The organism is Wansuia hejianensis, assembly GCF_014337215.1.
Lineage (GTDB): Bacteria > Bacillota > Clostridia > Lachnospirales > Lachnospiraceae > Scatomonas > Scatomonas hejianensis.
Genome location: NZ_CP060635.1, coordinates 1329970 through 1353865 on the forward strand (window position 1 = coordinate 1329970; position 23896 = coordinate 1353865).

General features: G+C 50.7%; 24 protein-coding genes. 6 read left to right on the forward strand and 18 right to left on the reverse strand.

The genetic code is table 11. The features are described 5' to 3' along the window. Nucleotides 1-36 precede the first annotated feature (36 nt). From secD to aroE, 11 genes are all read right to left on the reverse strand, one after another. Nucleotides 37-2355 (reverse strand): protein translocase subunit SecD, encoded by a 2319-nt coding sequence (secD, locus tag H9Q79_RS06120; RefSeq protein WP_249329423.1) that lies wholly within the window; start codon nucleotides 2353-2355, stop codon nucleotides 37-39. Nucleotides 2356-2376: 21 nt separating this feature from the next. Further along, nucleotides 2377-3735: a thioether cross-link-forming SCIFF peptide maturase gene (gene scfB, locus H9Q79_RS06125; RefSeq protein ID WP_249329424.1), complete on the reverse strand. Its 1359-nt coding sequence runs from the start codon at nucleotides 3733-3735 to the stop codon at nucleotides 2377-2379. Nucleotides 3736-3844: 109 nt separating this feature from the next. Then, complete coding sequence (gene scfA, locus H9Q79_RS06130; protein WP_118643808.1) at nucleotides 3845-3988, reverse strand: six-cysteine ranthipeptide SCIFF; 144 nt, start codon at nucleotides 3986-3988, stop codon at nucleotides 3845-3847. A 347-nt stretch (nucleotides 3989-4335) separates the two neighbouring features. Further along, nucleotides 4336-4710 carry a TIGR04086 family membrane protein gene (locus H9Q79_RS06135; RefSeq protein ID WP_118643806.1) on the reverse strand — a complete coding sequence of 125 codons (375 nt, stop codon included), beginning with the start codon at nucleotides 4708-4710 and terminating at the stop codon, nucleotides 4336-4338. Nucleotides 4711-4804: 94 nt separating this feature from the next. Then, nucleotides 4805-6139, reverse strand: coding sequence for a hypothetical protein (locus tag H9Q79_RS06140; protein WP_147371423.1), 1335 nt, complete (start codon nucleotides 6137-6139; stop codon nucleotides 4805-4807). A 297-nt stretch (nucleotides 6140-6436) separates the two neighbouring features. After that, a complete protein-coding gene (locus tag H9Q79_RS06145) occupies nucleotides 6437-7360 on the reverse strand; it encodes a ketopantoate reductase family protein (protein WP_249329425.1) in 924 nt (307 codons plus the stop codon). After that, on the reverse strand, nucleotides 7357-7923 hold the full coding sequence (locus H9Q79_RS06150) for a phosphatase PAP2 family protein (RefSeq protein ID WP_118643802.1): 567 nt from the start codon (nucleotides 7921-7923) through the stop codon (nucleotides 7357-7359). Before H9Q79_RS06150 ends, H9Q79_RS06145 begins: the two co-directional genes overlap by 4 nt. A gap of 49 nt (nucleotides 7924-7972) precedes the next feature. Then, nucleotides 7973-8824 carry a DNA-3-methyladenine glycosylase family protein gene (locus H9Q79_RS06155; protein ID WP_249329426.1) on the reverse strand — a complete coding sequence of 284 codons (852 nt, stop codon included), beginning with the start codon at nucleotides 8822-8824 and terminating at the stop codon, nucleotides 7973-7975. Nucleotides 8825-8964: 140 nt separating this feature from the next. Continuing rightward, complete coding sequence (locus H9Q79_RS06160) at nucleotides 8965-9342, reverse strand: hypothetical protein (protein ID WP_118643798.1); 378 nt, start codon at nucleotides 9340-9342, stop codon at nucleotides 8965-8967. Between the two features lie 111 nt (nucleotides 9343-9453). Further along, nucleotides 9454-10470: a UDP-glucose 4-epimerase GalE gene (gene galE / locus H9Q79_RS06165; protein ID WP_249329427.1), complete on the reverse strand. Its 1017-nt coding sequence runs from the start codon at nucleotides 10468-10470 to the stop codon at nucleotides 9454-9456. A 169-nt stretch (nucleotides 10471-10639) separates the two neighbouring features. Next, nucleotides 10640-11575 carry a shikimate dehydrogenase gene (aroE, locus tag H9Q79_RS06170; RefSeq protein WP_249329428.1) on the reverse strand — a complete coding sequence of 312 codons (936 nt, stop codon included), beginning with the start codon at nucleotides 11573-11575 and terminating at the stop codon, nucleotides 10640-10642. 172 nt (nucleotides 11576-11747) lie between these two features. Between aroE and H9Q79_RS06175 the strand changes: the two genes are divergently transcribed. From H9Q79_RS06175 to H9Q79_RS06195, 5 genes are read left to right on the forward strand one after another with little or no spacing between them, the layout of a single operon-like run. Then, the gene (locus tag H9Q79_RS06175) at nucleotides 11748-13112 is read left to right on the forward strand and encodes an FAD-dependent oxidoreductase (RefSeq protein ID WP_249329429.1); all 1365 of its coding nucleotides are present in this window, start codon (nucleotides 11748-11750) and stop codon (nucleotides 13110-13112) included. Nucleotides 13113-13130: 18 nt separating this feature from the next. Further along, nucleotides 13131-13775, forward strand: a complete 645-nt coding sequence (locus tag H9Q79_RS06180; RefSeq protein ID WP_249329430.1) for a TlpA family protein disulfide reductase — start codon at nucleotides 13131-13133, stop codon at nucleotides 13773-13775. Beyond that, a complete protein-coding gene (locus H9Q79_RS06185) occupies nucleotides 13765-13911 on the forward strand; it encodes a CD1871A family CXXC motif-containing protein (protein WP_118643792.1) in 147 nt (48 codons plus the stop codon). Before H9Q79_RS06180 ends, H9Q79_RS06185 begins: the two co-directional genes overlap by 11 nt. Continuing rightward, nucleotides 13904-14785 (forward strand): 4Fe-4S binding protein, encoded by an 882-nt coding sequence (locus H9Q79_RS06190; protein ID WP_249329431.1) that lies wholly within the window; start codon nucleotides 13904-13906, stop codon nucleotides 14783-14785. The genes H9Q79_RS06185 and H9Q79_RS06190 overlap by 8 nt, the downstream gene beginning before the upstream one ends. Beyond that, nucleotides 14775-15188, forward strand: coding sequence for an RrF2 family transcriptional regulator (locus H9Q79_RS06195; RefSeq protein WP_118643788.1), 414 nt, complete (start codon nucleotides 14775-14777; stop codon nucleotides 15186-15188). The genes H9Q79_RS06190 and H9Q79_RS06195 overlap by 11 nt, the downstream gene beginning before the upstream one ends. Nucleotides 15189-15196: 8 nt before the next feature. Here the strand turns inward: H9Q79_RS06195 and H9Q79_RS06200 are convergent, their stop codons facing one another. Beyond that, nucleotides 15197-15979, reverse strand: coding sequence for a protein-ADP-ribose hydrolase (locus H9Q79_RS06200; protein WP_118643786.1), 783 nt, complete (start codon nucleotides 15977-15979; stop codon nucleotides 15197-15199). Next, nucleotides 15976-16845, reverse strand: coding sequence for an SIR2 family NAD-dependent protein deacylase (locus H9Q79_RS06205; protein ID WP_249329432.1), 870 nt, complete (start codon nucleotides 16843-16845; stop codon nucleotides 15976-15978). The genes H9Q79_RS06200 and H9Q79_RS06205 overlap by 4 nt, the downstream gene beginning before the upstream one ends. A gap of 161 nt (nucleotides 16846-17006) precedes the next feature. Between H9Q79_RS06205 and H9Q79_RS06210 the strand changes: the two genes are divergently transcribed. Further along, nucleotides 17007-17294 (forward strand): winged helix-turn-helix transcriptional regulator, encoded by a 288-nt coding sequence (locus tag H9Q79_RS06210; RefSeq protein WP_249329697.1) that lies wholly within the window; start codon nucleotides 17007-17009, stop codon nucleotides 17292-17294. A 20-nt stretch (nucleotides 17295-17314) separates the two neighbouring features. On the opposite strand, the gene H9Q79_RS06215 is transcribed toward H9Q79_RS06210, so the two are convergent. From H9Q79_RS06215 to mutM, 5 genes are all read right to left on the reverse strand, one after another. Further along, nucleotides 17315-17710 (reverse strand): pyridoxamine 5'-phosphate oxidase family protein, encoded by a 396-nt coding sequence (locus tag H9Q79_RS06215; RefSeq protein WP_118643780.1) that lies wholly within the window; start codon nucleotides 17708-17710, stop codon nucleotides 17315-17317. A gap of 315 nt (nucleotides 17711-18025) precedes the next feature. Next, nucleotides 18026-18844, reverse strand: coding sequence for a MerR family transcriptional regulator (locus H9Q79_RS06220; RefSeq protein ID WP_249329433.1), 819 nt, complete (start codon nucleotides 18842-18844; stop codon nucleotides 18026-18028). 150 nt (nucleotides 18845-18994) lie between these two features. Then, nucleotides 18995-20047, reverse strand: a complete 1053-nt coding sequence (rsmH, locus tag H9Q79_RS06225) for a 16S rRNA (cytosine(1402)-N(4))-methyltransferase RsmH (protein ID WP_249329434.1) — start codon at nucleotides 20045-20047, stop codon at nucleotides 18995-18997. 396 nt (nucleotides 20048-20443) lie between these two features. Then, nucleotides 20444-22720, reverse strand: a complete 2277-nt coding sequence (locus H9Q79_RS06230; RefSeq protein WP_249329435.1) for an ATP-binding cassette domain-containing protein — start codon at nucleotides 22718-22720, stop codon at nucleotides 20444-20446. A 228-nt stretch (nucleotides 22721-22948) separates the two neighbouring features. Continuing rightward, nucleotides 22949-23734, reverse strand: coding sequence for a bifunctional DNA-formamidopyrimidine glycosylase/DNA-(apurinic or apyrimidinic site) lyase (gene mutM / locus H9Q79_RS06235; protein ID WP_330596992.1), 786 nt, complete (start codon nucleotides 23732-23734; stop codon nucleotides 22949-22951). Nucleotides 23735-23896 lie beyond the last annotated feature (162 nt).

Below are 23896 nucleotides of genomic sequence, written 5' to 3' on the forward strand. Positions count from 1 at the left end.
GGGGGACAGAAACTGTAAGCTTCTGTCCCTCCATTACTATCTCCTGCGTCTGCCTTTCTTAGGTTTTACGCTCTGCAGTTCTGATCTGTCTTTCTTTGCGGTTTTTTTCTTAGGCGCCGCAGAGGCTGCCTTCACAGGCGCCGGTTTTGCGCTGGCGCCCGGTACGGATGTTTCCGCCGCCGAAAGCTCCGGCACTTCCTCTTTGTCTATGATCTTCTTTTTGCCCAGCTTCGTCTTCATGATATACCACAGAGAGCCGGTCAGGCATACGGAAGAATAGGCTCCCACGAGAATTCCCACGATGATCGGAAGGGCAAATTCCCTTACTGACGGAACACCCAACAGGTACAGCACAAAAATTGTGATAAACGTCGTAAGAGAAGAATAGATGCTTCTCGTAAGAGTCTGGGTTACAGACGTATTCACAATCAGTTTCAGGCTGCTGCCCTTCATAATTGACAGATTCTCCCGGATCCGGTCAAAGATTACGATAGTGGCGTTGATCGAATAGCCGAGGATCGTCAGCATGACAGCTATAAAAGTGCTGCCCACCGAGAAACGGGATAATACGTAGAAGGCCAGCACAATGAGAATATCATGCACCAGGGCGAGCACCGCGCTGGAAGCGAACCGGAGATCCCGGAAACGGAACCAGATATACAAAAGCATAAAGATTACCGCGATTACTACGGCCTTCATGGCGTTTGACCGCATTTCCCCGCTGATCGTGGAAGAAATATTTTCTGCCGTAATCTCTGCCGCTTTAATATTCGAGAACTTTCCGGCAAGGGCTGTATTCAGCTGCTCTCTTTCATCCACATTCAACTCTCTTGTCTTAATGATCACCTGATCAGTGCCGTTAATCTGCTGGAACTGGACATTCGCATCCCCGGTTACCTCTGACACCACCGGCTGTACCTGGCTGTCCAGATCGCTGAGGCTCAGCTTTTCACCAAAATCCACTGTGGTAGCCGTCCCGCCAATGAAATCAAGGCTGTAATTCAGGGCTTTTCCGGTATTGGCGTTATAAACCGCCATCCCCACAGGCGCTGAAAGAATCAGGACTGCCGAGATGATGAACACAAGATTTTTCTTGCCGACAAAATTGATCGGCTTGTGGGCTTTGATTTTGCCATAAAATTTCTCATTCCGGATGCCTGCGCCATAGAACGCATAACTCAGCACTCTGGATACCACAAGAGCTGAGAACATGGACAGCACAATACCCATGGCCAGCGTAATCGCAAACCCGCGGATACTTCCGGTTCCCAGCAGATAGAGCACTGCCGCTGCAATCAAAGTTGTCACGTTGCCGTCAAAGATCGCTGAAAAAGCCTTTTTAAAGCCCGCCTGAATGGAACCGTGAAGCCCTCTGCCCGCTGTCAGCTCTTCCCGCATTCGCGCATAGATAATTACGTTGGCATCCACAGCCATTCCTATCGTCAGAATGACGCCCGCAATTCCGGGCAATGTCAGCGTAACATCAAAGGCGTTCAGACATATCAGGTCCAGGAAAGTGAATACCACCAGGGCCCAGCCCGCTGCCAGGCCGGATATCCTATATGCAAAAATCATAAATATAATGACAATCAGAACCCCTATAGCACCGGCCATCACGCTGCTGCTCAGCGCATCCTGGCCCAGCTGTGCTCCGACCACATTAGAATAGATCTCTTCAAGCTCCAGAGACAGGGAGCCGATACGGATAACAGCCGCCAGGTTTTTGGCCTCGTCAATCCCGGCCATGCCGTCAATCTGGGCCGTGCCCTCTGTGATCGCACTTTTAACCGTAGGTGAACTGATTACTTCACCGTCGTATACGATAGAAATCCTCTTGCCCACGTTGTTTGTGGTAGCCTCGGCAAATTTGGATTTGCCTGCCTCAGTGAGCGTCAGGTCTACCATATATTCCCGCTGTCCGGTCGTAGAATCTGTTCTCGCCACACCCTGCGCGTCTGCGATATCCGTTCCCTCAAGGACTGTATTACCGCTCTCATCCTGGAATACCAGCGAACCCGGTTTGCCCAGCTCTTCCAGAATCGCGTTGGCGTCGTTCTCCCCCGGAATCTCGATATTGATCCGGTTAGACCCCTGCTGATATACCTGTGCCTCATTGCTGTACTGGAAAACACGCTGCTGCAGCTTGTAAATTGTGTCGTCCATATCTTCCTGCGAAGGATTCTCCGTCTTCGTCTGATACGTGATGCTGACGCCGCCGGAAAGATCCAGTCCCGTGCGGATATTCGCCATGCTCCCGGTACCCGTCGGCCCCCATCCCTTGATGGCAGTGAAGCCAAGAAGCACCGTCAGAACCGCACAGATGACCAGAATAACAATACTCTGTTTTTTCTTCATGTTCTTTCCCTCTTCTACATATTATTCGTCGGCCAGTGCCGCTTTTATCATCAATGCACATTCAATCCGCTTGCGTTGCATGGCACATCCGATTTCATAAATATCATTGATCTTTCCCGTGAAATTCCAGGAATTGGCGGCGCATCCGCCGCTGCAGTAAAATCTGGCAAAGCACTTGGAACATTCCTCTTTGGAATAAACATTGCACTGTTTAAACTCATTGCAGATGTCTGTCCGCCTGATGCCCTGTTCCACATTCCCCAGGCAGAATTGTTCTTCCCCCACAAACTGATGGCAGGGATAGAAATCTCCCCATGGGGTAACCGCCAGATATTCAGTTCCTGATCCGCAGCCTGAAAGCCTCTTATACACGCAGGGACCGCCGGTCAGATCTATCATGAAATGGAAAAAGTTGAAGCCTCTCCCCTCTCTCTGCCTCCGGATCATTTCTCTGGCCAGGATATCGTATTGCTCCATGATGACGGGCAGATCTTCTCTGCGGATCGCATAATCAGCAGAGGCCGGCGCCACCACCGGTTCCACGGAGATCTGCTTAAATCCTAGATCGGCCAGATGCAGCACATCGGCGGCAAAGTCCAGATTGTAACGGGTAAAGGTGCCTCTCACATAATATTTGTCCTGATGACGGCTCTCAGCAAACTTCTGGAATTTGGGAACGATCAGGCTGTAGCTGCCGGCCCCTTTCCGGAACGGACGCATCCGGTCGTGGACCTCCTGCCGCCCGTCAATGCTCAGAACCACGTTGCCCATCTCCCGGTTGCAGAATTCCATCACCTCGTCATTCAGAAGGACTCCGTTTGTAGTAAGGGTGAAACGGAAATTCTTGTCATGCTTCTTCTCCTGTTCGCGCCCGTAAGCCACCAGCTCTTTAACCACCTGCCAATTCATCAGCGGCTCACCGCCAAAGAAATCCACTTCCAGATTCCTGCGGCTTCCCGAATTCGCAATCAGAAAATCCAGAGCCTTTTTGCCCACCTCCAGGGACATCAGGGCTCTTCTGCCATGATATTCGCCTTCCTCCGCAAAACAATACCTGCATGCCAGATTGCAGTCATGGGCGATATGCAGGCACAAAGCCTTAACCACGGCAGGTCTGTCCTTAAAATGGTCAATCGCATTCCGGTAAACATCTTCGGTAAACAGCATGCCCTCATCCGTCAGCTCCCGTACCTCAGCGCATGCTTCCCCAATCTCCTCAGGCGCATATTTTCCCTTCAGGGCTTCTGAAATATCTTCCGGCGAAATCTGCCGGTCCATCAGCTCCAGCATGTCATACACGACGTCATCCACCACATGGACGGAGCCGCTGTTCACATCAAGAACCATGTTAAAACCGTTATTTTTATATTGGTGTATCACGGGTAAACCTCTTTTCTCAAGTGTTGTCCTGTGGTTCAAGAAAATGGTGTTCCTGATTCCGGTTACCCGGCATCAGGAACACCTCATAGAAAATCTGTCTCAGCTCTTCTTATTTTGTATGCTCGCAGCTCTGGTTGCCTACGGTACAGGATGTCTTGCAGGCAGACTGGCAGGATGTCTGGCATTCGCCGCATCCACCTTTTTTAACTGTATTCTGAAGATTCTTCGTATTCAATGTCTTGATATGTTTCATAGTCCCTTCCTCCTTTCTCAGCTGGTATTTGCAATGGCTTGGGAGGCGTGGCCTCTCTGCCGGCCGCAGCGCCGCCCGCAAAACCTCAGGTTTACGGGCTCACGGGCTTCGCCTTTCATTAAATTTGACGCTTGGCCTCTCTGCCAGCCGCAGTACCGCCCGCAAAACCTGAGGTTTTACGGGCTCACGGGCTTCGCCCTATAAAATAAGCCAAATTTAAATTGCCTTATGTGCGAGCACAACGTCAATTTAAATTCGTCTTATTTTGCACTGCTCATTGCTTTCGTGGACATTATACCATACGCCCCTTCATTTTTAAAGTGTTTTTTTCTGTGGATGGTTTTTTCTCAGGATAGCATTCCGCCTACCATTCCGCCGGCTGCGCATAAGAGGAATGTGGAGATCATACGGCCGAAGCCTCCGAAATTTCCGGGGCTGGCGATTCCTGAAAGGATGATCAGCAGGACGAAATAGACTACGCCCAGGATCAGCCCCCATAGAAATTTGTTTTTCCGCACTCCTTTTCCCAGCAGGAATCCGCCCAGGAAACAGGATATCAGGTAGGTCGCCATAATTCCTATGGCCACTATCCCCTCTGACAGATTCAGCTTTAAAAGGAGCAGGGCCAGTATCAGGAGCAGCACTGCAGTGACCCCGTAAGCTGCCAGCAGCGCTTTCACTACCGACAGTATCTTCCGTCTGGATAATTTTGTCTGTTCCATAAAAGAACCCTCCCATACATTATATATGGAAGGGTTGTACGTTTTAGACCTTGATTTTACACCAAACAGCGATACGTAATGCCTCGGGTTGTTACTAGATTCTGCAGTCCTCACGGAATTTATCCAGCTCTGCGCGATAGCCTGCGTTTCTCATTCTTCTCTTATTCTCCAGCATCAGACGATACAGAACGGCACAGGCCAAAATCGCCATGCACAGGCTGATGATAAACGGATACATCTGCGACAGGTCTCCTGTCTTTACCGGGGCGGAAACCTGAGGCGTCAGACTGTGGCTGCCGGCATTCTGTGTCTTGCCTGAAGAACCGGAGCTGCCGGAGGAAGCGCCTGAAGAGCTGCCAGACCCCGTGGACGCGGATGGCGTGCCATTTCCCACCAGATCTGTACCCGGCAGTTTTCTCAGGTTCTGGGGCTTCACCTCATTAACAGCAGAAGGATTCACCACAGCGGGCGCGGCCAGAAGAGGATTCCCTTCTGCTGCCGACGCGGTCAGATGTTCCTCTTCCCGGTTTTCTTCCCCTGTGGCTGTATCCTGCGGCGGATCGCCGCCGTCTTTATGGTTCATGATAAACGCGCGGAAAGTGCGGAACTGCGCTTTATTTCCATCAGCCCCTTCTTCTGCAGGATCTTCCGCCGTTGAAGGCGTGGTTTTTCCTTCTCCACTGTTATCAGGGGCAGGCGTCACTGTTGGAGCTGGCGTCACTGCATTCTTCCCGTCGTCCGGCGTCTCAGACGGACTTGGGCTCACTGTCGGGGACGGCGCCTCAGTAGGCGTCACAGTTACAGTGGGCGTTGGCGTCACAGTAGGCGTCGGAGATGCTGTGGGCGACGGTATCACGGTTGGCGTCACTCCAGGCGTCGGAGATGCTGTGGGCGATGGTGTCACGGTTGGCGTCACTGTCACTGTAGGTTCCGGTGTTGCCGTTGGTGCCGCTGTCACTGTAGGCTCCGGCGTTGCCGTTGGCGACGGCGATACGGATGGCTCCGGCGACTGACTGGGTGCCGGCGTCGGAGATGGCTGCGCTCCTGAATCTGTCGCCTCGTTATATTTTTTATATTCTTCTGCGGTCATGGCTGTCAGTTTTTCCGCTTCAAATTCTTTTTTCTGTTCAGATGTCAACTCCGTCTTACCACAGAGGACCACTATTTTTTTCACTGTCTGATTTTCTTTGTTTTCTTTATCTTCTTCTTTTTCTGCTTCTATTTTATCAAAATATTTCTGTACCGCCTGCACGGTCTTCAGCGGCTTCCCGGCGGTAAGGCCGTCATTGGAGTCATCACCCTTGCGTGTATCCAGATAAATCACCGCTTCCTTGCTGTCTGGCTTTTCCTCCTCGTCTGCACCGGCCGATACGGTCAAAACCCCTCCGGCTGCCAGCAGGACTGCCAGGAATAAGCTTAACAATTTCACAACATTTTTCTTCTGTGCCCTCATGAAATAACCCTCGCTTTTGTCTCATACTTCGTTCGCTAAATGTATACTCATTGACATAATTCACTGTCATTTACACCGTTTTTTATGTTCAGGCCTCATTATACCACAAAAATCTCCATTAAAAAAGCCCCAAAAATGAGGCTTTTTTCCATTATCACTGTCCAACCACAGGAAGTTGTGGTCTTTCTGCGGGCGCTATACATAATATGCTATTTTTCACCCATAAAAGGATTTAATTTTTTTGTAACTTTCTTAAAAATTGAGTAACTTTTTTTACAATCCTCTTTCCCTGGCCCATCGGCTGACCATCCGGTATCCGGGACATACCAGCCCATATTTTCCGGCCAGTTCCACAACATTATGTATCAACCCTTCTGCTTCTGAAGGCCGGCCGGCAGCCACATCTCTCTGCATGGATGTATCCGCATCTTTTTCCAGTCCCTTCAGTATCTCCAGATTCACTTCCGTCAGATCCTGTTCAAAGGTAATTCCCATGGCCTGCCCGATCGCCTCAATCTCCCGGATCAGAGTGATGACCAGGTCCTGTTTCTCTCCGGGAACTGTAAAATCTCCCGCTGTCGCGCCGTAATACAGCCCGGCAGCCCCCACCGGAGAAACGTAGCTGAATTTCTGAAGGGCGTCCCTGCGGATCTGCGGGGTAAAATGCCCCTCTATCCCTGCTGCCTTCAGATCCCGCTCCACCTGCAGGAGATTCTCCTCCTCCCGCTTCGGCTGTCCGGGGCGGTAACCGAAAAACACCCGGAAGATTGGTGAAGGCTGAACAATCACACCCGGTTTCTCAATCTTTCCGTAGATATAAATACATCCGTCCAGAACAGGGATCTCCGGCAGCTGCTCCTGCAAGCTGCCCCCGGTCCCGAATACATTTAAAACGGGAATGACTGCCGTATGGCTGTTGCAAACACGTTTTAAAAAGGGGACACACTCTCCGAGGGAATAATATTTTACACATACAAAGACCACATCCGGACTGTCAGAATATTCTTCCATGGTATACGCGCTTACTGGAGACAGCCGAAAATCACCGGCTCCCGCCGTATGGGCCTCCAGCCCTTTTTCTCTCAACGCTTCCAGATGCTTTCCTCTGGCAATCCACGTGACATCCTGCCCGGCTTTTCTTAGATATGCTCCCAGGCAGCCGCCGGTTCCGCCTGCCCCTATGATCAGATATTTCACAGGCTTTCTTCCCCTTTCTTTTTTCTCTGAACCTTCTCAACGTACCGGATCAGCCAGACGGCGAGAACAGCCGACAGTATACCGAAAAGTATACCCGCGAGTACATCTGTTGGATAATGGACACCCACATACAGCCTCGAAAATGCGATAATTCCAGCCAGTATAACAAGCCCGGCAGCGGCCTTTTTCCAAGGCAGATACATCAGCAGGGCGACTGACGACGCAAAAGAGGCCGAAGCATGGCCGGACGGAAAAGAGGCGTCCATCTGCCTTTCCACCAGGCACCTGAGACCTTCTACCACTTCATAGGGTCTCGTCCGGTTCACTACATTTTTTACAATCAGATTTACCATTATAAATGAAATTATTAAAGCAACCGCGCTGGCAATACCCGCCTTTCTCGTCCTTCTGAATAACAGCAGCAGAATTGTCAGAAGAATCCAAAAAATCCCAGAATTGCCCAGTGAAGTAATTGCTTTCACTACCGGGGTCAGAACCGGGTTTCGCAGATGGTCCTGAATCCACAGCAGTATATTTCCATCCATTTGTATCAATGCTTCCACTTTATTTTCCTTTCTTGCTTATATTCCTGAGGCCAGCGTGTTCACAGGGCTACGAAATGTCCCTGGCTGCGCCGCCTTTCTCCCCAAACAGATCAAAGTAGAACAGATACTGCTGGAAAACACCTTCATAGCCCTGATACCTATCAAAAGGGAATCCCTCTGGATAATGCAGCGCCAGTATCTGCCGGATGTGTGTATCCACCGGAAACGCCTGCAGCATATGCAGCCCGAACAGGCAGATGCAGTCGGCTACTTTGCTTCCCACCCCGCAGCAGCGCAATAATTCCTGTTTAGCCGCCGGATATTCCAGCCCGGCGATCTCTTCCAGTATTACGTCACCCTTCAGTATCTGTTCTGCCGTCTCTTTCACGTACCGTGCGCGGTAGCCCAGGTTGCACTCCCGCAGCTCCTCCAGCCCTGCAGCTGCCAGCCGTTCCGGCCCCGGAAACGTATCATAAAACCTTCTGTCTCCCTGGCTGCTCTCCGGACATCTTCTCCGTTCCCCGTATTTTTCACAGAGAAGCCCGATGATCCTGCGGATTCTCTTAATATGGTTTTGCTGGGAAATGATAAATGTAATAACCATCTCCCACAGATCCTGCCTCAGTATCCTGATCCCTTTCCCGAATTCAGCGGCGCGCGCCAGATAGCTGTCCCCGCTGTCAATCTTCTTCCGAATGGACTGGTAATCCGTATCCAGATCAAAATAATCCTTCCAGATACTTTCAAACGTTTCTTCTTCACAGCGGAACAGCAGCCCCTTTTTATTCTGCTCGATTTCCAGATAATGATCCCCCGCCACCATGGAAAACCTGCCCCCACCCATGTTTTCCATACGGAAGCACTGTCCCGAATCACAAATCTGCCCAATATCTATATCATCTCTACGGAGCAGTACCATGTCAGCTTCTTCCTCTCTCGTGTCTTATCATATGTAATAGCAATATATTAATATAATTCTTTCTAAAAAGCAATCTGCTGCCGTCTGGATTGAGCAGGAAAAAAGGCTGCCCTGAAGCAGCCCTTTCAAATAGCCTGTCCTTATTCAGATTTTACTGCGCCTGCCACATACAGCACCGGTAAAATGAGGCTGAGCAAATTCATAACCTGAAATCCGTCGACAACCGTATTCACGATCAGCGATATAAACGCCACAATCACCACAGCCATTCCGATCCCCATCAAAACACCGCGCGACTTCCATGCAAGGCCCATGATTCCGGCCGCCAGCTCCAGCGCGGAAGCCAGCAATGAAAAGATATACACTCCCAGCGGCAGGCTGGCCCCGCCCATTGCCAGGGCCCATTGGTTCAGTACATTCATGCCTGCCAGCGCTATCCCGTTCATGAGCACAGCCATAGCTCCGAACACGATCAGCAGAACAGACGTTATCTTAAGCAACGTGCTTTTTCCGGTCATACAGTATCCTCCCGTCGGCATATCCGACATGTAACCATTCTACCACAGAGCATATTGCCTTTCAATTAGAATCCCGTGTAAATCAAAGCATTCTGCCGACCCGGGGTGACATTATTCGCCGTATCCATCGGGATTCTGTGTCTGCCATCTCCAGGAATCCTCACACATTTCTTCAATCCCATACGCCGCTTCCCAGCCCAGCTCTTCTCTGGCTTTGCGGGGATCACAGTAACAAGCCGCGATATCTCCTGCCCGTCTAGGCTTAATCTCATAGGGGATCTCATGGCCGCAGGCCTTTTCAAAGGCATGAACCACATCCAGCACGCTGTACCCTTTTCCCGTCCCCAGGTTATATATGCTGACTCCTTCTCTGGCAGCCAGCTTCTGAACGGCTTTTACATGACCTCTGGCCAGGTCCACCACATGTATGTAATCCCGGACGCCTGTGCCGTCAGGCGTGTCATAATCATTGCCGAACACACCGAGACATTTCAGCTTACCGATGGCGACCTGCGCCACATAAGGCAGCAGGTTATTGGGAATCCCCTTGGGATCTTCACCGATCAAACCGCTCTTATGCGCCCCAATCGGGTTGAAATAACGAAGAAGGATCACGTTCCATTCCGGATCAGCCGTCTGGATATCCGTCAGCACCTGTTCCAGCATCCATTTCGTCCACCCGTAAGGGTTCGTGCATGTCCCTTTGGGACAATTCTCAGTAATCGGTATCTCGGCAGGGTCCCCGTATACGGTTGCGGAAGAGCTGAAAATGATATTTTTTACTCCGTGTTTTCTCATCACGTCACAGAGAGTCAGAGTCCCGACCAGATTATTCTGGTAATATTCCACCGGCTTTGCCACAGATTCGCCCACTGCCTTGTATCCCGCAAAATGTATGACCGCATCCACCGCTTCCCGCTCAAAAATCTGTTCCATCGCTGTACGGCTGCAGATATCTTCCTTATAAAAAGTCACCTTTTTTCCGGTGATCCGCTCCACACGTTCGACGGCTTTTTCGCTGGCATTGTACAGATTATCGACAATCGTCACATCATAGCCTTCCTTCAGCAGTTCCACACATGTATGGCTGCCTATATATCCGGCGCCTCCTGTCACTAAGATTCTCATATTCTACCTCCTTCGGTGTTCACTGTCTCTTTGTCTGAGTTTATTCTCTATCCGTGCTGCTTATTTCATTGCTGTTTATTCCCCTGCCGTCTGTTATGCCGCCGTTTCATCTATCGCTGCCAGCTCTGTGACTGATAACTTTATTCCAAATCTCTTCCTGACCATTATATCACGGCAGGCCAATTTGAGAAGCCCCAAATTCTCTCGCCAGTGCTTGATACATAATCTCCAACGGCGCCTTCTTGCCTGTCCAGAGTTCAAAGTTCAGAGCACCCTGATGAACCAGCATTCCCATACCGGTAACTATCCTGGCTCCCCGTCTCTCTGCCTCCTGTAGAAACAGCGGGCGCTCCGGATTAAATACTACATCACACACCACCATCCGGTCTGTCACTGTATCATAAGCGATATCCGGTTTCCTGCCGCTGTCCGGATACAACCCCACACAGGTCGCCTGGATCAGGATATCTGTCCCTTCCGGAATCCTGGCCTGTTCCGTCCACGGACAGAATTCCGCCTCTGCCCCGGTTTTCCGGCCGATCAGCCCCGCCAGCTCTTCTCCGCGGCCTACATCCCGGTTCAACACAGTGATATGCTCCGCCCCGGCAAGAGCACACTCGACGCCGATTGCCCGCGCAGCTCCTCCTGCTCCCAGAAGGGTGATCCTCTTGCCCTCCGGTTTAATCCCATCTCTTTTCAACGACAGCACAAACCCTTTTCCGTCCGTATTTTCACCGGTCCATTTTCCGTTCCGGCACACGACCGTGTTCACCGCTCCTATGATTTCCGCTGCCGGAGTCAGGCAGTCCAGATATGGGATGACCGCTGTTTTATGTGGCATGGTCAGATTATACCCCTTCATGCCGAATGCCTTCGCCCCTTTCACCGCAGCCTCCAGGTCTTCCTTCTTCACACGCAGAGTCAGATACCGGTAATTCAGACCCAGCGCTTCATAGGCGGCTTCCTCCATCACTCCCGTAGGATTGCCGTCCACCGGATCACCGAACACTGCCGTCAGTTCCGCACGATAATTTTTCTCCATAGAATTGTCCCTTTCCAACCGCTCTGCTCTTAACGGAGCTGTCTGATTTTTATTATACCACACAGCTCTCCTCCTGCCTATCTTTCTCATGGCACATACGGCACTCTCCATTCCCAGGGCCATGACTGGTTTTGATATTTATTTTCATATTTGCTTGACATTCATTACTGTAACATATATAATTACAGTAATAACTGAAATAATAATTGTTACAGATGAAAGGAGAAGACAACTCATGGACAAATATGATATGATTGTAATCGGATTCGGAAAAGCAGGCAAAACCCTGGCGGGAAAATACGCAGCAGAGGGCAAAACTGTAGCCGTCATTGAGAAGGATGACAACATGTACGGAGGGACCTGTATCAACGTCGGCTGCATTCCTTCTAAAACTCTCGTGCGCTACTCTCAGTCCGCCATGCGCCACCCGGACAGGGCCTTTGAGGAAAAGGCCAAATTCTATCAAAAAGCAATAATGGAAAAACGCCGCGTTACTTCCATGCTCAGAGATAAAAACTTTCACAAGCTGGATGATCTGGAACTGGTAACCGTCATTCATGGCGAAGCTTCTTTCACAGCTCCCCACCGGCTGGAAGTGCGGCAAAACGGCCTGATTCTGGAACTGGAGGGAGAAAAAATCATCATCAATACAGGGGCATCGCCGGTCATCCTGCCCATTCCAGGTGTAGAAAACCATCCATTCATATACACCAGCGCTTCCCTGATGGATCTGCCCGAACTGCCCAGAAGGCTGATTATTGTTGGCGGCGGCTATATCGGACTGGAATTTGCTTCCATGTACAGCGGTTTCGGCAGTGAAGTGACCGTACTCCAGGATAGTAAGACATTGATTCCCAGAGAGGACCGGGATATCGCTGAAGCGATTCAGGCTTCACTGGAATCAAAGGGCGTTACCTTCTGCCTGGGCGCTGAGATTCATTCTATCACTGCCGATGGTCCCTGCGCCTCCGTCCACTTTGACTGGAACGGGAAACCACATCTGCTGCAGGGAGAAGCTGTACTGCTGGCCACGGGCAGAAAACCTAACACCGCAGCTTTGCGCCTTGAGAATGCCGGAATTAAAACCTCTGCCAGAGGTGCCATCGCTGTCGACGAGAACCTGCGGACTTCCGTCCCGGACATATGGGCTGTAGGTGACGTCAACGGCGGACAGCAATTCACCTACGTTTCCCTGGATGATTCACGTATCGTTTGGTCCGGCCTGCACGGCGGAAGCTATAACCGGGAAGCGCGCAAAGCCGTTCCCTACAGCGTATTCCTCTCCCCCACCTACTCGAGAGTCGGGCTGAACGAACAGGAAGCAGAGGCTGCCGGTTACAACGTTAAAATTAGCAGGCTTCCGGTATCCGCCATCCCAAAAGCACATGTGCTCGGCAAGACCACCGGCCTGTTAAAAGCAGTGATTGACCGTAACACAGATAAAATCCTGGGAGCCATGCTCTTCTGTGAAGACTCTCACGAAATGATTAATATCGTAAAGCTTGCCATGGATCTGGATGCACCTTATCAGCTTTTGAGAGACCAGATTTTCACCCATCCTACCATGAGCGAATCACTGAATGACTTATTTGCCAACTAAATATAAGGAGAACGTATTATGAAAAAAGTGATCATGCCTGCAGCTTTGCTGCTCATCCTCATTCTTGCCCTGGCAGGCTGTGGAACAGGGGGGGCTGGTTCCGCAGGCTCCCCGTCTCAATCTGATACCTCCTCTGAATCTGCTGCATCCAGCCAGACTTCCGGATCAGATTCTTCCAGCCAGGCTGCCTCCGGTTCTTCTGAGAATACTTCCGCTTCTGAAGGCGGGCTTCTGGGAACCTTCGAGACCACGGACCTGGCCGGCAATCCCATCAGCCAGGAGTTATTCACCCAGTCAGACCTGACTATGGTAAATATCTGGGCTACCTACTGCCGGCCATGTCTGCAGGAAATGCCATACCTGGCCGAACTGTCTGACGAATATCAGGATAAAATGCAGATTGTAGGAATCATCAGCGACGTGACCGAACCGGAAGACGAAACCGCCGCCCTGATCATTGACCAGACCGGTGCGGATTACACCCATCTGCTCATCTCACAGGATCTGTATGATAATTATCTTTCCCAGGTACAGGTGGTGCCTACCACTATTTTTCTGGACCGGGAAGGCAACCAGGTCGGAAAGGTATATGCAGGAGCACACGACAAGGCGGGCTGGAAAAAAATCATTGATGAAATGCTGGAGAAGGTAAATGAAGCGTAATCATAGAAGATGGATTTGGGCAGGCCTTGCGGTTCTTGCCCTCCTGTTCCTGGCCATTGGAATTGCCAGGGGCGAAGTCACCACCGTGTTTCAAAAAGCGGTGAATATTTGCATGGAGTGTATCGGAATTGGTTAAATTATTCAGACGTTTTAGCAGGCGGCTGCGCCTATGGATACAGATCCTGTTCGCTGCGGTCACTAATGGCTATCTGCTGGGATTTGTAAAAGGAAAAATCTATACGGGCCCTTCTAAGGCCCTGTGCCTGCCGGGCCTGAACTGCTACTCCTGTCCGGGAGCCCTTGGGTCCTGTCCCATCGGTTCCCTTCAGGCAGTTCTCGGAAGCCGCAATTACCGTTTTTCTTTCTATGTCATCGGTTTCCTGATGCTGGCCGGCTCTCTGTTCGGAAGATTTATCTGCGGCTGGCTGTGCCCCTTCGGCCTGATCCAGGACCTGCTCTATAAAATACCGTTTATAGGCAAACGGAAAAACCTTCCGGGTCACCGGATTCTGGTCTGGCTGAAATATGTGATCCTGGGAGTCTTCGTAATCTTCCTGCCCCTGGCGGCTACCGATTTCCTCGGCCAGGGCAGGCCCTGGTTCTGCCAGTACATCTGTCCCAGCGGCACCCTGATGGCCGGACTTCCTCTGGTAATCACGAATGAACCGCTGCGGGCCGCCATCGGCTTCCTGTTTTCCTGGAAAATGGCGGTTTTAGTGCTCATTGTAGTGCTCTCTGCTTTTATCTACAGGCCTTTTTGTAAATATCTTTGTCCTCTGGGGGCAATTTACAGCCTATTCAACGGCGTGTCCCTGTACCGCCTGGATGTGGACGAATCCAAATGCATTCACTGCGGAAAATGCCAGAAGACCTGTAAAATGGACATTCCAGTATGGAAAACGCCCAATAGCCGGGAATGTATCCGCTGCCGCGAATGCATACAGGCCTGCCCGACACAGGCCATCAGCAGCAGGCTGGGGAAAAAGGAGGTAAAAAAACGTGACGAGTGAATTTGCGATCGGAGTACATGCTCTCGTCTATCTCAACCATAAAAACGAAACCCTGTCCAGTGAATTACTGGCAGAAAACATCTGCACGAACCCAGCCCGTATCCGCAAGGTGATGGCCAAGCTGAAGACCGGCGGGCTGATCGTGACGCAGGAAGGCTTAAAGGGCGGTTACCGTATCGGAAAGCCCGCGGAGGATATCACGCTGAAATCTGTCTGTGAAGCACTCCGGGAGGATATCGTGAAAGCCTCCTGGAAATCTGGGAACGCCGACATGGAATGCCTGGTGGCTTCAGGTATGGCCGGTATTATGGATGATCTGTACGGAGACCTGAACGCCCTGTGCATGGATCATCTGGCAACAATCACAATTGCCGATATTGACCGGAAGATTTTCGGAAAATAAACGGGGGTCTATACCTGCAGCAAATTCCTGTATAGTTCCAGATCCAAGTCTTTATATACATTAAAAATGACTTTCTCTATACTGCTGTCACCCGCCAGATAGTCTCTGACTGCTGTGACGGCGGTTTCTGCCGCTTTTCTGTTGGGAAAATGAAAGACCCCTGTGGAAATGCAGCAAAACGCGATGCTCTTGCATCCATTTTCTACGGCAAGTTCCAGGCACGAGCGGTAGCAAGAGGCCAACAGACCGCAATCCCGCTCCGTGACCCTGCCATAGACGGCCGGACCCACAGTGTGCAGGACATATCTGGCAGGAAGATTAAAGGCCGGGGTGATTTTGGCTTTTCCCACTTCCTCCTCATGGCCCTGCTCTCTCATGAGCCTGTCACAGGCCAGCCTCAGTTGAATACCGCTCCTGGAATGTATGAGGTTGTCGATGCAGGAATGAAGCGGCTGAAAACAGCCCAGCAAAGCGCTGTTGGCCGCATTGACAATCGCATCCGCCTTCAGCGTCGTAATATCTCCCTGCCAGAGTACCATCCTTCCTCCCGGCTGGACCGGCGGCAGCGTCCTGCCATCCACTACACCCCTTTGCTCGCTCTCTTCTCCCAGATATTCATCCTGAAGTTTTAAGAATTCTTCATTAACCGGCATGGGTGGGCGGACATTCATCAGGCTGCGCAGCAAATCCTCCTGATTTTCCTGAGTATTGGGTATTACAACACCCTGATATTGGGAATCCTCCGCCAACAGTCTTTTGATCAGATATACTCTTTTTTCTTCATGGGTCACAGCGCTGCCACCTCCTGTTCCTCCGCGCCGGCGCCGGATATCTTTCCTTTCGCCAGCTTTTCTAACACGTCAGCTATATCTTCATCCACACAGAGTGACCGGCCCTTCAGCTCCTCCGGCGCCCATGACTGGCCCTGATTCAGGCAGACGTAGAAGGCATTCTTCCAGCGGCCGGTCATCTGCCAGAAGGGGTATTTAATAATCCCCGGCGTGTTCATTCCGACCCCCAGTTCCAGAAACAACACCTTTTTCTGACTGTTCTTTTCCAGGAATCTTCTGTACCGCTCTTCCGCCCTGCACCATGATTCATCTTCTACAAAATGACCGTCACGTCTGAGATTTACCTCCATATTCCCGCCGCACACAGGGCATTTGGGAATGAGAGCCACCGGTATCCTGCAATCCTTTTGGTGTGCCACCATAGCCCGCACCTCAGCCTCATTCCCGTACAGCCTTCTATGACAGGCGTACGCACACTGGAACAGCCCGTAATCCCCCTGCACGGCAAAGATTCTCTCCGGATCAAATCCGGCCAGCCAAAACTGGTGATCTACGTTCGTAGTAATTACAAAATAATTTTTATCCTTCACCAGTTCCAACAGCTCCAAATAGGCTTTCCCGGCCTGCTGCCCATACCGGTTGCAGTATATATGCCTGCTCCAGTAAGCCCACTTTTCCTCTTGTGTAGCAAAAGGATAAAATCCGGCCGAGTACATATCCGTCATGTGATAACGCCGGATAAAATCGGAGAAGTATTTCTGAAACCTTTCCCCTCCATAGGTTAAACCAGCCGCCGCAGACATTCCGGCGCCGGCGCCGATCACAACCGCTTCAGCGCGTCCAAGCACTTCCTTCAACGTCCCCATGTTCCTTCCGCCTTTCTATGAATTTCCAGAACTCCGCTTGCAAAATCCTTTTTACAGTATATAATTATACTTAAGAGTTACATATATCTATACACCCTTAAAAATACTCAGGAGGCGATACCGTGAATCCAGAAAAGAAAATACCTGACTGTCCCGTAGAAATGACCCTACAGCTGATCGGCGACAAATGGAAAGTGCTGATCATCCGTGATCTGATGACAGGAACGAAACGATTTAATGAACTCATGCGCTCAGTGACCGGCATCACCCAGAAGGTTCTGACCAGCCACCTGCGCGCCATGGAAGCCGATGGGCTTCTCAGCAGAAAAGTATATCCCGAAGTACCCCCCAGAGTTGAATACACTCTGACAGAGACCGGGCTCAGCCTGAAACCGATTCTCGATTCCATGTCTCTCTGGGGTGCTAATTACAAAAAAAACCTGGCCTGATCTGCCCGCGGAGCCGGAAATTAAAATTCATAAGGCGGATTACCGTTAAAATCAGCAATCACACCATGGGGATCTTCCAGATAGAACACCTCGAAAATAGGATTATCTGCAGTCTGATACTGGCCTTTGACAATCGGATTAGCCATGCAGGCCTCTTTTATCTCACGGTTGTTTTCAAATACCGCTTTTCCGTGAAGACGCAGCCATGCATAAGAAGCGTCAGAAATGCTGACCTCAATTTCCGGATTGGCCTGCATGTCTTTATAGACATCCTTCTGATTGTTCGTGCAGAACCACAGCTTCCCATCCCTTTCAAGGGCAAACATGAACGGACGGCATTTTGCTTTCCCGTCTCTTCCCACTGTTGCCAGATACTGCACCGGGTTAGCCTGCAAAAAATCTACTACTCTTTTCATCTCAAATTCCTCCTTCATGGAAATATGCAAACGATTGTTCCTTTGATTCCATCATAGTTCAAAAGAATTTGATTTAAAAGTACGCACTTTAAAGTGGGGTAGGCACTTCCTGGTATTATAGTATCTAAAAAATACTGGCTCCTATTATGATCAAAAAGCTGCTGTCCGTGAATAACTGCCCAGGCTGAAGCCAAACGAACCGATTGCGCAGGGAACACGGAGACTGGGCAGACAAAATAAGAATTGTACAGAGTGCGCTATATTCAGACTGCCTCAGACACTGCTGTCAAAAACTATTTCCATCATATGGCCCTTCTATTTTTTCTTTACCGGATAACACACCTCTGTGACATATTCCTCCGGACGGTCCGTCTCATGCGGGCTCACATGGTATATATTGAAAGCGGGCCCGTCGAATTCGTATCCGTTATCAACGATCCATTTCGCTACCGCCTCGTTCACCTGGTTAATCTGTTCATAGCTGCCCTTGTAGGTGGCGCTGGCTATCTGAACCGGCGGAAGGGTCCGGAATTTCACCCGGCCGGTATCCGGATAGGTGCCGTTGACTGACTTTTGCACCTCTACCTCCACATCCTGTTCTTTGTATTCGCCATCGTAGAAAACCGCGGTGGTGTAACAGGGGTTCCCATCCTGAAGGTTCAGCCCGGCCGTATCCTCCATCATGATGTTCCACAGAACACCCTCTTTATCATAAGCCGGAATCACCTGTCTCACACTCGCAGCATACCGCTCTGGCAGCACCTTCAAGCTTACGTCATATCCCATCATATTACCATCCTTTCGTAGCCATTCGATTGTGCTGTCAAGCTGCCGTATCCGCTGACGGAGGATCTGCTCCTGGCCTTCGAGCTCCCGTTTCTTAATGGTCAGGAACTGTTCCATCTCCTCAGCATTTTCATACTTATCCAGGATTTCTCCCGCTGCGGAAATCTTAAACCCCAGATTTTTCAGCATCTGTATCCTGCCCGCCAGGGGAAGCTGTGATTCACTGTAATACCGGTAGCCGGTAAACCGGTCCACCTTCTCCGGCTTCAACAGACCGCATTCGTCGTAGTGCCTCAGCATGCGGATACTTATTCTTGACAGTTTCGAAAAATCACCGATTCTTAACATCAATTTCACCTCACATATATGTGTATTTCTGAGCTCACTTCTACTGTAGTGTATACCACAATGTGAGAGTCAACCCCAGAATCCGGATTTTTCTTTTCATCCGCAGACGATGGTTCCTGGCTTTCCTGTATGTCCGGACGCTCCGCCGGATCATCCTGCGCGGACGGCCCATCTCATCTTGGTAGAACGGGCGCGGCTGTTCTTCACACATTCTTCCCGGGACGGCCGGATGACTTCATCGGAGATTTCACTGTAAAGCCCCTCCCTGTAAAACTTTTTAAACGCTTTTTTTACCAGGCGGTCTTCTCCCGAATGAAAGGTTAAAACCGCAGCTCTTCCATTGGGAGCCAGAACCTCCGGCAGCTTTTCCATAAACGCGTACAGGGCTTCAAATTCGTTATTCACATCGATCCGCAGTGCCTGAAAGGTTCTCTGACACGCCTTCTTCACCGCCTCCTTTTGCTCTTTACCCGGAAGGAAGGAAAGTGCTCCCTCTACCGCCTGATACAGCTGGGTAGTGGTGGCTATCTCCTCTCCCTTCCTCAGCCTGCCCGTCACTTCTGAAGCGATTTCTTCCGCATATGGCTCATCGGAATTCTCCATGAGCATTCCCTTCAGCTCTTCTTTCGTGATATGGCACAGCCTTTCAGCAGCGCTGATTCCCTGCCCCGGATTCATCCGGAGATCCAGCGGGCCTTCTGCCTTATAGGTAAACCCCCGGTCGGGATTGTCAATCTGCATAGAAGACACGCCAAGATCGGCCAGCACAAAATCAAACTTTCCTGCTTCTTCTGCCACCTGGTCGATATCCGCAAAATTCTGAAGGCGCACGGTCAGTATCTCTGGCCCATAACCCAGCCGTTCCAGGCGTTCCTTCGTCCTGGCCGACTCTATAGGATCCACGTCCAACGCGTACAAATGCCCCCTGGAATCCAGGCATTTCAGCATTTCCTGCGCATGGCCCCCGTATCCGAGAGTCGCGTCCAGCCCCTGCTGGCCCGGCCGTATCTGAAGAAATTCCAGGATTTCCTTTACGCAGATAGGAATGTGCATGCCGGCAGGCGTACTCCCTTTACTGATAACCCTGGAGACCGTATCCGCATATTTTTCCGGCTGAAGCTCCTTGTATTTTTCCCTGTAGTTCCTGGGATAAGCGCCAGAATAGCGGACGCGGCGCCTGTGAGGTCTTTCCTGATGTTCCATGTAACTACCTCTTTCCTTTTCTCATCTGATTTTTCAGTTATAGCTGTCTATATTTTACCAAATCTGCCTACAAAAAGGAACAGAGAAAGCAGACAGGCCTAAAGCTTGTGTTAAACGAACAGGCACGAGAAAGTGACGAATATACACAAACAGGGATGCCGCAAAACTTTCATTCCGCAAGGCGCAGCTTTCAGACTTTTAGCCGCCGCCCTGCAAATATCAATCATTTTGCGTCATCCCTCGGGGCATTTGCAATAAGTACAGCCCTTACAGTTCTTCCATCCTGTCAGAACCTTCTGCATTTCGATAAACAGCCGGGACAGATGATATCCAGGTCCAAATATGACCCGCTGCCCAAAATATGTATGTCGAAGCATCTGCCTCTCTCATCTTGGCTCATGCCTCTTCCACACAGAAACGGCGCAGATATCGGCCGGTCTCCGAATGGGGACAGTTAATCAAGTCCCCGGGGGTGCCGGTGAAAAGGATCTCACCGCCCTGATTGCCGCCTGCCGGGCCCAGATCTATGATCCAGTCGGCAGCAGCGATCAGTTCCATTCTGTGTTCCACAACCACTACGGTATTGCCCTGGCTGATCAGCCGGCGCAGCAGAGCCAGCAGATGCTCCACATCCTGGTTATGCAGGCCAGTCGTGGGCTCGTCCAACACATAGATGTTGCCCTCCTTATGGAGCTCACTGGCCAGCTTTAACCGCTGAGTCTCGCCGCCGGAAAGTGTGCTGGTCGGCTGTCCCAGAGTCATATACCCAAGGCCTACCTCCTGAAGGGTCCGCAGAGGTTTCAGGAGCTTTGGCTGGGTGAAGAATACCAGTGCCTGATTGATGGTCAGTTCCATAACCTGCTGGATATTCCTGCCCTGATAAGTGTAGCTCAGAGCCGTTGGATTATAACGGCTGCCGCCGCATTCCTCACACAGTATGGCCACCGGATCTGCAAAAGCCACATTGGGTTTGATTTCACCCTTGCCTTTGCAGGCAGGACAGGCTCCCTTGGAATTGAAGCTGAACCACTGGACGCTGACACCGTTCTCTTTGGCGAACAGCTTGCGGATCTCATCCATCACGCCTGTATAGGTAGCCGGGGTCGACCGGGCAGAGGTTCCGATCGGCCCCTGGTCGATGACCACAGCCTCCGGATAGCGTGACACAAACTCCTGGCAGATAAGGCTGCTTTTTCCAGAACCGGCCACGCCGGTCACTGCCGTGAGCACACCTTTGGGAATGGAGACGGTAACATCCTTCAGGTTGTGCAGGCTGGCGTTTCTAATCTCAAAGCCTTCCTGCCAGGGCAGGGGTGCCGGATTCGGCCGTATGCCTCCGCGGAGTGAGGCGGCAGTGATCGTGCCGCTCTGCCGCAGGCCTTCCAGTCCGCCTTCATAGACAATCTCACCGCCCCGGCTCCCGGCCAGAGGCCCCAGCTCAATCACGTGATCTGCCAGTTCAATCATCTGGCGCGTATGCTCGACTACCAGAACCGTATTATGCTTATCCCTCAGGTCTAACAGCAGTTCGCCGATTTTCCGGGCATCTGAAGGATGCAGCCCGGCCGTAGGCTCGTCAAAAACATACGTTATATTGCTCAGGCTGCTCCCCAGATGACGGACCATCTTAAGCCGCTGCGCCTCTCCGCCTGAGAGCGTGTCCGTGCGCCGTGAAAGGCTGAGATAGCCCAGGCCCACCTGGACCATGTGCCCCAGGCACCGGGCAATCTGTTCCGCGATAGAGCGTCCCAGAGGATCGTCAATCTCTTTCAGCACAGGAAGAAGATCGCTGACCTGCATGGAATAATAGTCAGATATATTCAGCCCGTTGATTCTGGATGCCAGAGCCTTGGGATTCAGGCCGCTGCCGCCGCAGACGGAACAGGGCTCCCGCTGTACAAAGCGCATGGCCTCCTCTTGTGCTTCCTTCTTCAGACCTGAAATATCCCTGTTCAGATACAGGCGGTTGAACCGTGCCACCACCCCTTCATAGGGCAGTTTTGACACCTGCCCCGTATTGTTGCGGATGTAGTCCATCACCAGAGGCTTATCCGGCCCGATGCGCAGAACCTTCCACTCTTCCTCCGTATAATCCCGGAGCTTTTTATCCGCGTCCAGCAGAGGGTTATAGCGATAATAAAAATCCTGCCAGCTTCCCCCGAAGAACTGGCTGAAACGGATAGCCCCTTCATTGATGGATTTATCCGGGTCAAACATACGCTTCTCATCCAGCCGTACCTTTTCACCCAGCCCTGTACAGGCCGGGCACATGCCATGTGGATGGTTAAAGGAGTATGCCATCGCTCCCCCGGCGCTGGGAATGCCCACCCGTGAGAACAGCAGCCGGATCAGGGGCGACACATCCGCAGCAGTCCCTACCGTGGAACGGGCGTTGGCCCCAATCGGACGCTGGTCCACCACCACACAGGGAGTCAGATTGCGGATATCGCTCACCGCCGGACGCTTATAGCTAGGCAAACGGTGGCGTAAAAACAGGGGGTAGGTCGACTGCCACTGGCGGATACTCTCAGCCGCCACAGTATCAAATGCCAGAGAGCTTTTCCCCGATCCGGAAATACCGGCAAACACCACCAGCTTCTCCTTGGGAATGCTGATGTTTAAATGCTTTAAATTATTCTCTGACGCGCCGGTAATTTCAATTGATTCTCTCATTCTGGCCTCCTTAGTAACCTGCTGCAGGCTTAGTCACAGCCTGCATGCAACGTTTTCATTCTTATATTGCGTATAAATAACGTAAAGTACCCCCACCAAGGAGGCGCGGCATCTTACGCTGCTTTGCATGTATAGGGAGAAGTATACCATAGATTCATTTAAGTCTCAATCACAAATAAGGCACATCACACCGCTAAGTGTCATGTGCCCATAAAGTATTTTACTTTTTCAGCTTTTCTTCACCTGGCACAAGGGACAATAACAACTGCTCCTGCCTCCAATCACAATTCGTTGAATCGTTGATTGGCATTTTCTGCAGAGCTGTCCCTCTCGACCATATACTCTTAGGTTTTGAATATTACTATATTCTTCTCCTTTTCCCGCAAGATATTCCTCTGGTGTCATTTCATTGGTGTTGATGCCCCACGCAATAATCTCTTTGATTTTTACTACGAGATTCTCCCAATTACCATCCGTCAAATCAGTACATTTTTCCTCTGGGTAAATCTCTGCTTCTGATAAAATTTCATCAGAATAGATGTTTCCGATTCCGGCAACGATGGACTGATCATGAAGCATTGCTTTTATTGTTTTTTTCCTTTTCCCAAGCATTTCTTTCAAATATTCAGCAGTGAGCGTATCATCCAATGGCTCCACTCCCAATTTATCCAATCCCGTAACAGTATCTTCTTCGCCCTTTTTCAAATACCAGAACCGACCAAAGCGTCTTACATCTATGTATCTGATCTGATTTCCACCTGACAACAAATTCAAAATAAGATGCGTATGTTTTTCTTCCGGGTAGTCCACTGGAGTGACAAGAAGCTGCCCTGTCATCCTAAGATGAATCACTACGCAATCACCACTCTCGAAATGAATTGAAAGAAACTTTCCTCTGCGGCTCATATTTTTTATAGTTTGTCCAGTTAACTGTTTTACAAATGTGACTTCACCTGGATAAGCAATAACCTGAGGATTTCCTACAATCACAGACCGTATGGTTTGTCCCTTAATTTATGGTTCAATCATTCTTTTTATAGTTTCTACTTCGGGCATTTCAGGCATGAACATTCTTACCTTTCTTTGCTGATTTCTTAATCATTTCGTCAACACAGTCCGCATATCTGCCTTGCGCAAGGAGCTAATTTTTCAATTCCACAAGGCTATGTAACAGGA

Coding starts and splice junctions, on each gene's coding strand:
- secD (WP_249329423.1), bottom strand. CDS start 2,355: ATGAAGAAAAAACAGAGTATTGTTATTCTGGTCATCTGTGCGGTTCTG.
- scfA (WP_118643808.1), bottom strand. CDS start 3,988: ATGAAACATATCAAGACATTGAATACGAAGAATCTTCAGAATACAGTT.
- H9Q79_RS06135 (WP_118643806.1), bottom strand. CDS start 4,710: ATGGAACAGACAAAATTATCCAGACGGAAGATACTGTCGGTAGTGAAA.
- H9Q79_RS06155 (WP_249329426.1), bottom strand. CDS start 8,824: ATGGTACTGCTCCGTAGAGATGATATAGATATTGGGCAGATTTGTGAT.
- H9Q79_RS06160 (WP_118643798.1), bottom strand. CDS start 9,342: ATGACCGGAAAAAGCACGTTGCTTAAGATAACGTCTGTTCTGCTGATC.
- galE (WP_249329427.1), bottom strand. CDS start 10,470: ATGAGAATCTTAGTGACAGGAGGCGCCGGATATATAGGCAGCCATACA.
- H9Q79_RS06175 (WP_249329429.1), top strand. CDS start 11,748: ATGGACAAATATGATATGATTGTAATCGGATTCGGAAAAGCAGGCAAA.
- H9Q79_RS06180 (WP_249329430.1), top strand. CDS start 13,131: ATGAAAAAAGTGATCATGCCTGCAGCTTTGCTGCTCATCCTCATTCTT.
- H9Q79_RS06185 (WP_118643792.1), top strand. CDS start 13,765: ATGAAGCGTAATCATAGAAGATGGATTTGGGCAGGCCTTGCGGTTCTT.
- H9Q79_RS06205 (WP_249329432.1), bottom strand. CDS start 16,845: ATGGGGACGTTGAAGGAAGTGCTTGGACGCGCTGAAGCGGTTGTGATC.
- H9Q79_RS06210 (WP_249329697.1), top strand. CDS start 17,007: ATGACCCTACAGCTGATCGGCGACAAATGGAAAGTGCTGATCATCCGT.
- H9Q79_RS06215 (WP_118643780.1), bottom strand. CDS start 17,710: ATGAAAAGAGTAGTAGATTTTTTGCAGGCTAACCCGGTGCAGTATCTG.
- H9Q79_RS06220 (WP_249329433.1), bottom strand. CDS start 18,844: ATGTTAAGAATCGGTGATTTTTCGAAACTGTCAAGAATAAGTATCCGC.
- rsmH (WP_249329434.1), bottom strand. CDS start 20,047: ATGGAACATCAGGAAAGACCTCACAGGCGCCGCGTCCGCTATTCTGGC.
- H9Q79_RS06230 (WP_249329435.1), bottom strand. CDS start 22,720: ATGAGAGAATCAATTGAAATTACCGGCGCGTCAGAGAATAATTTAAAG.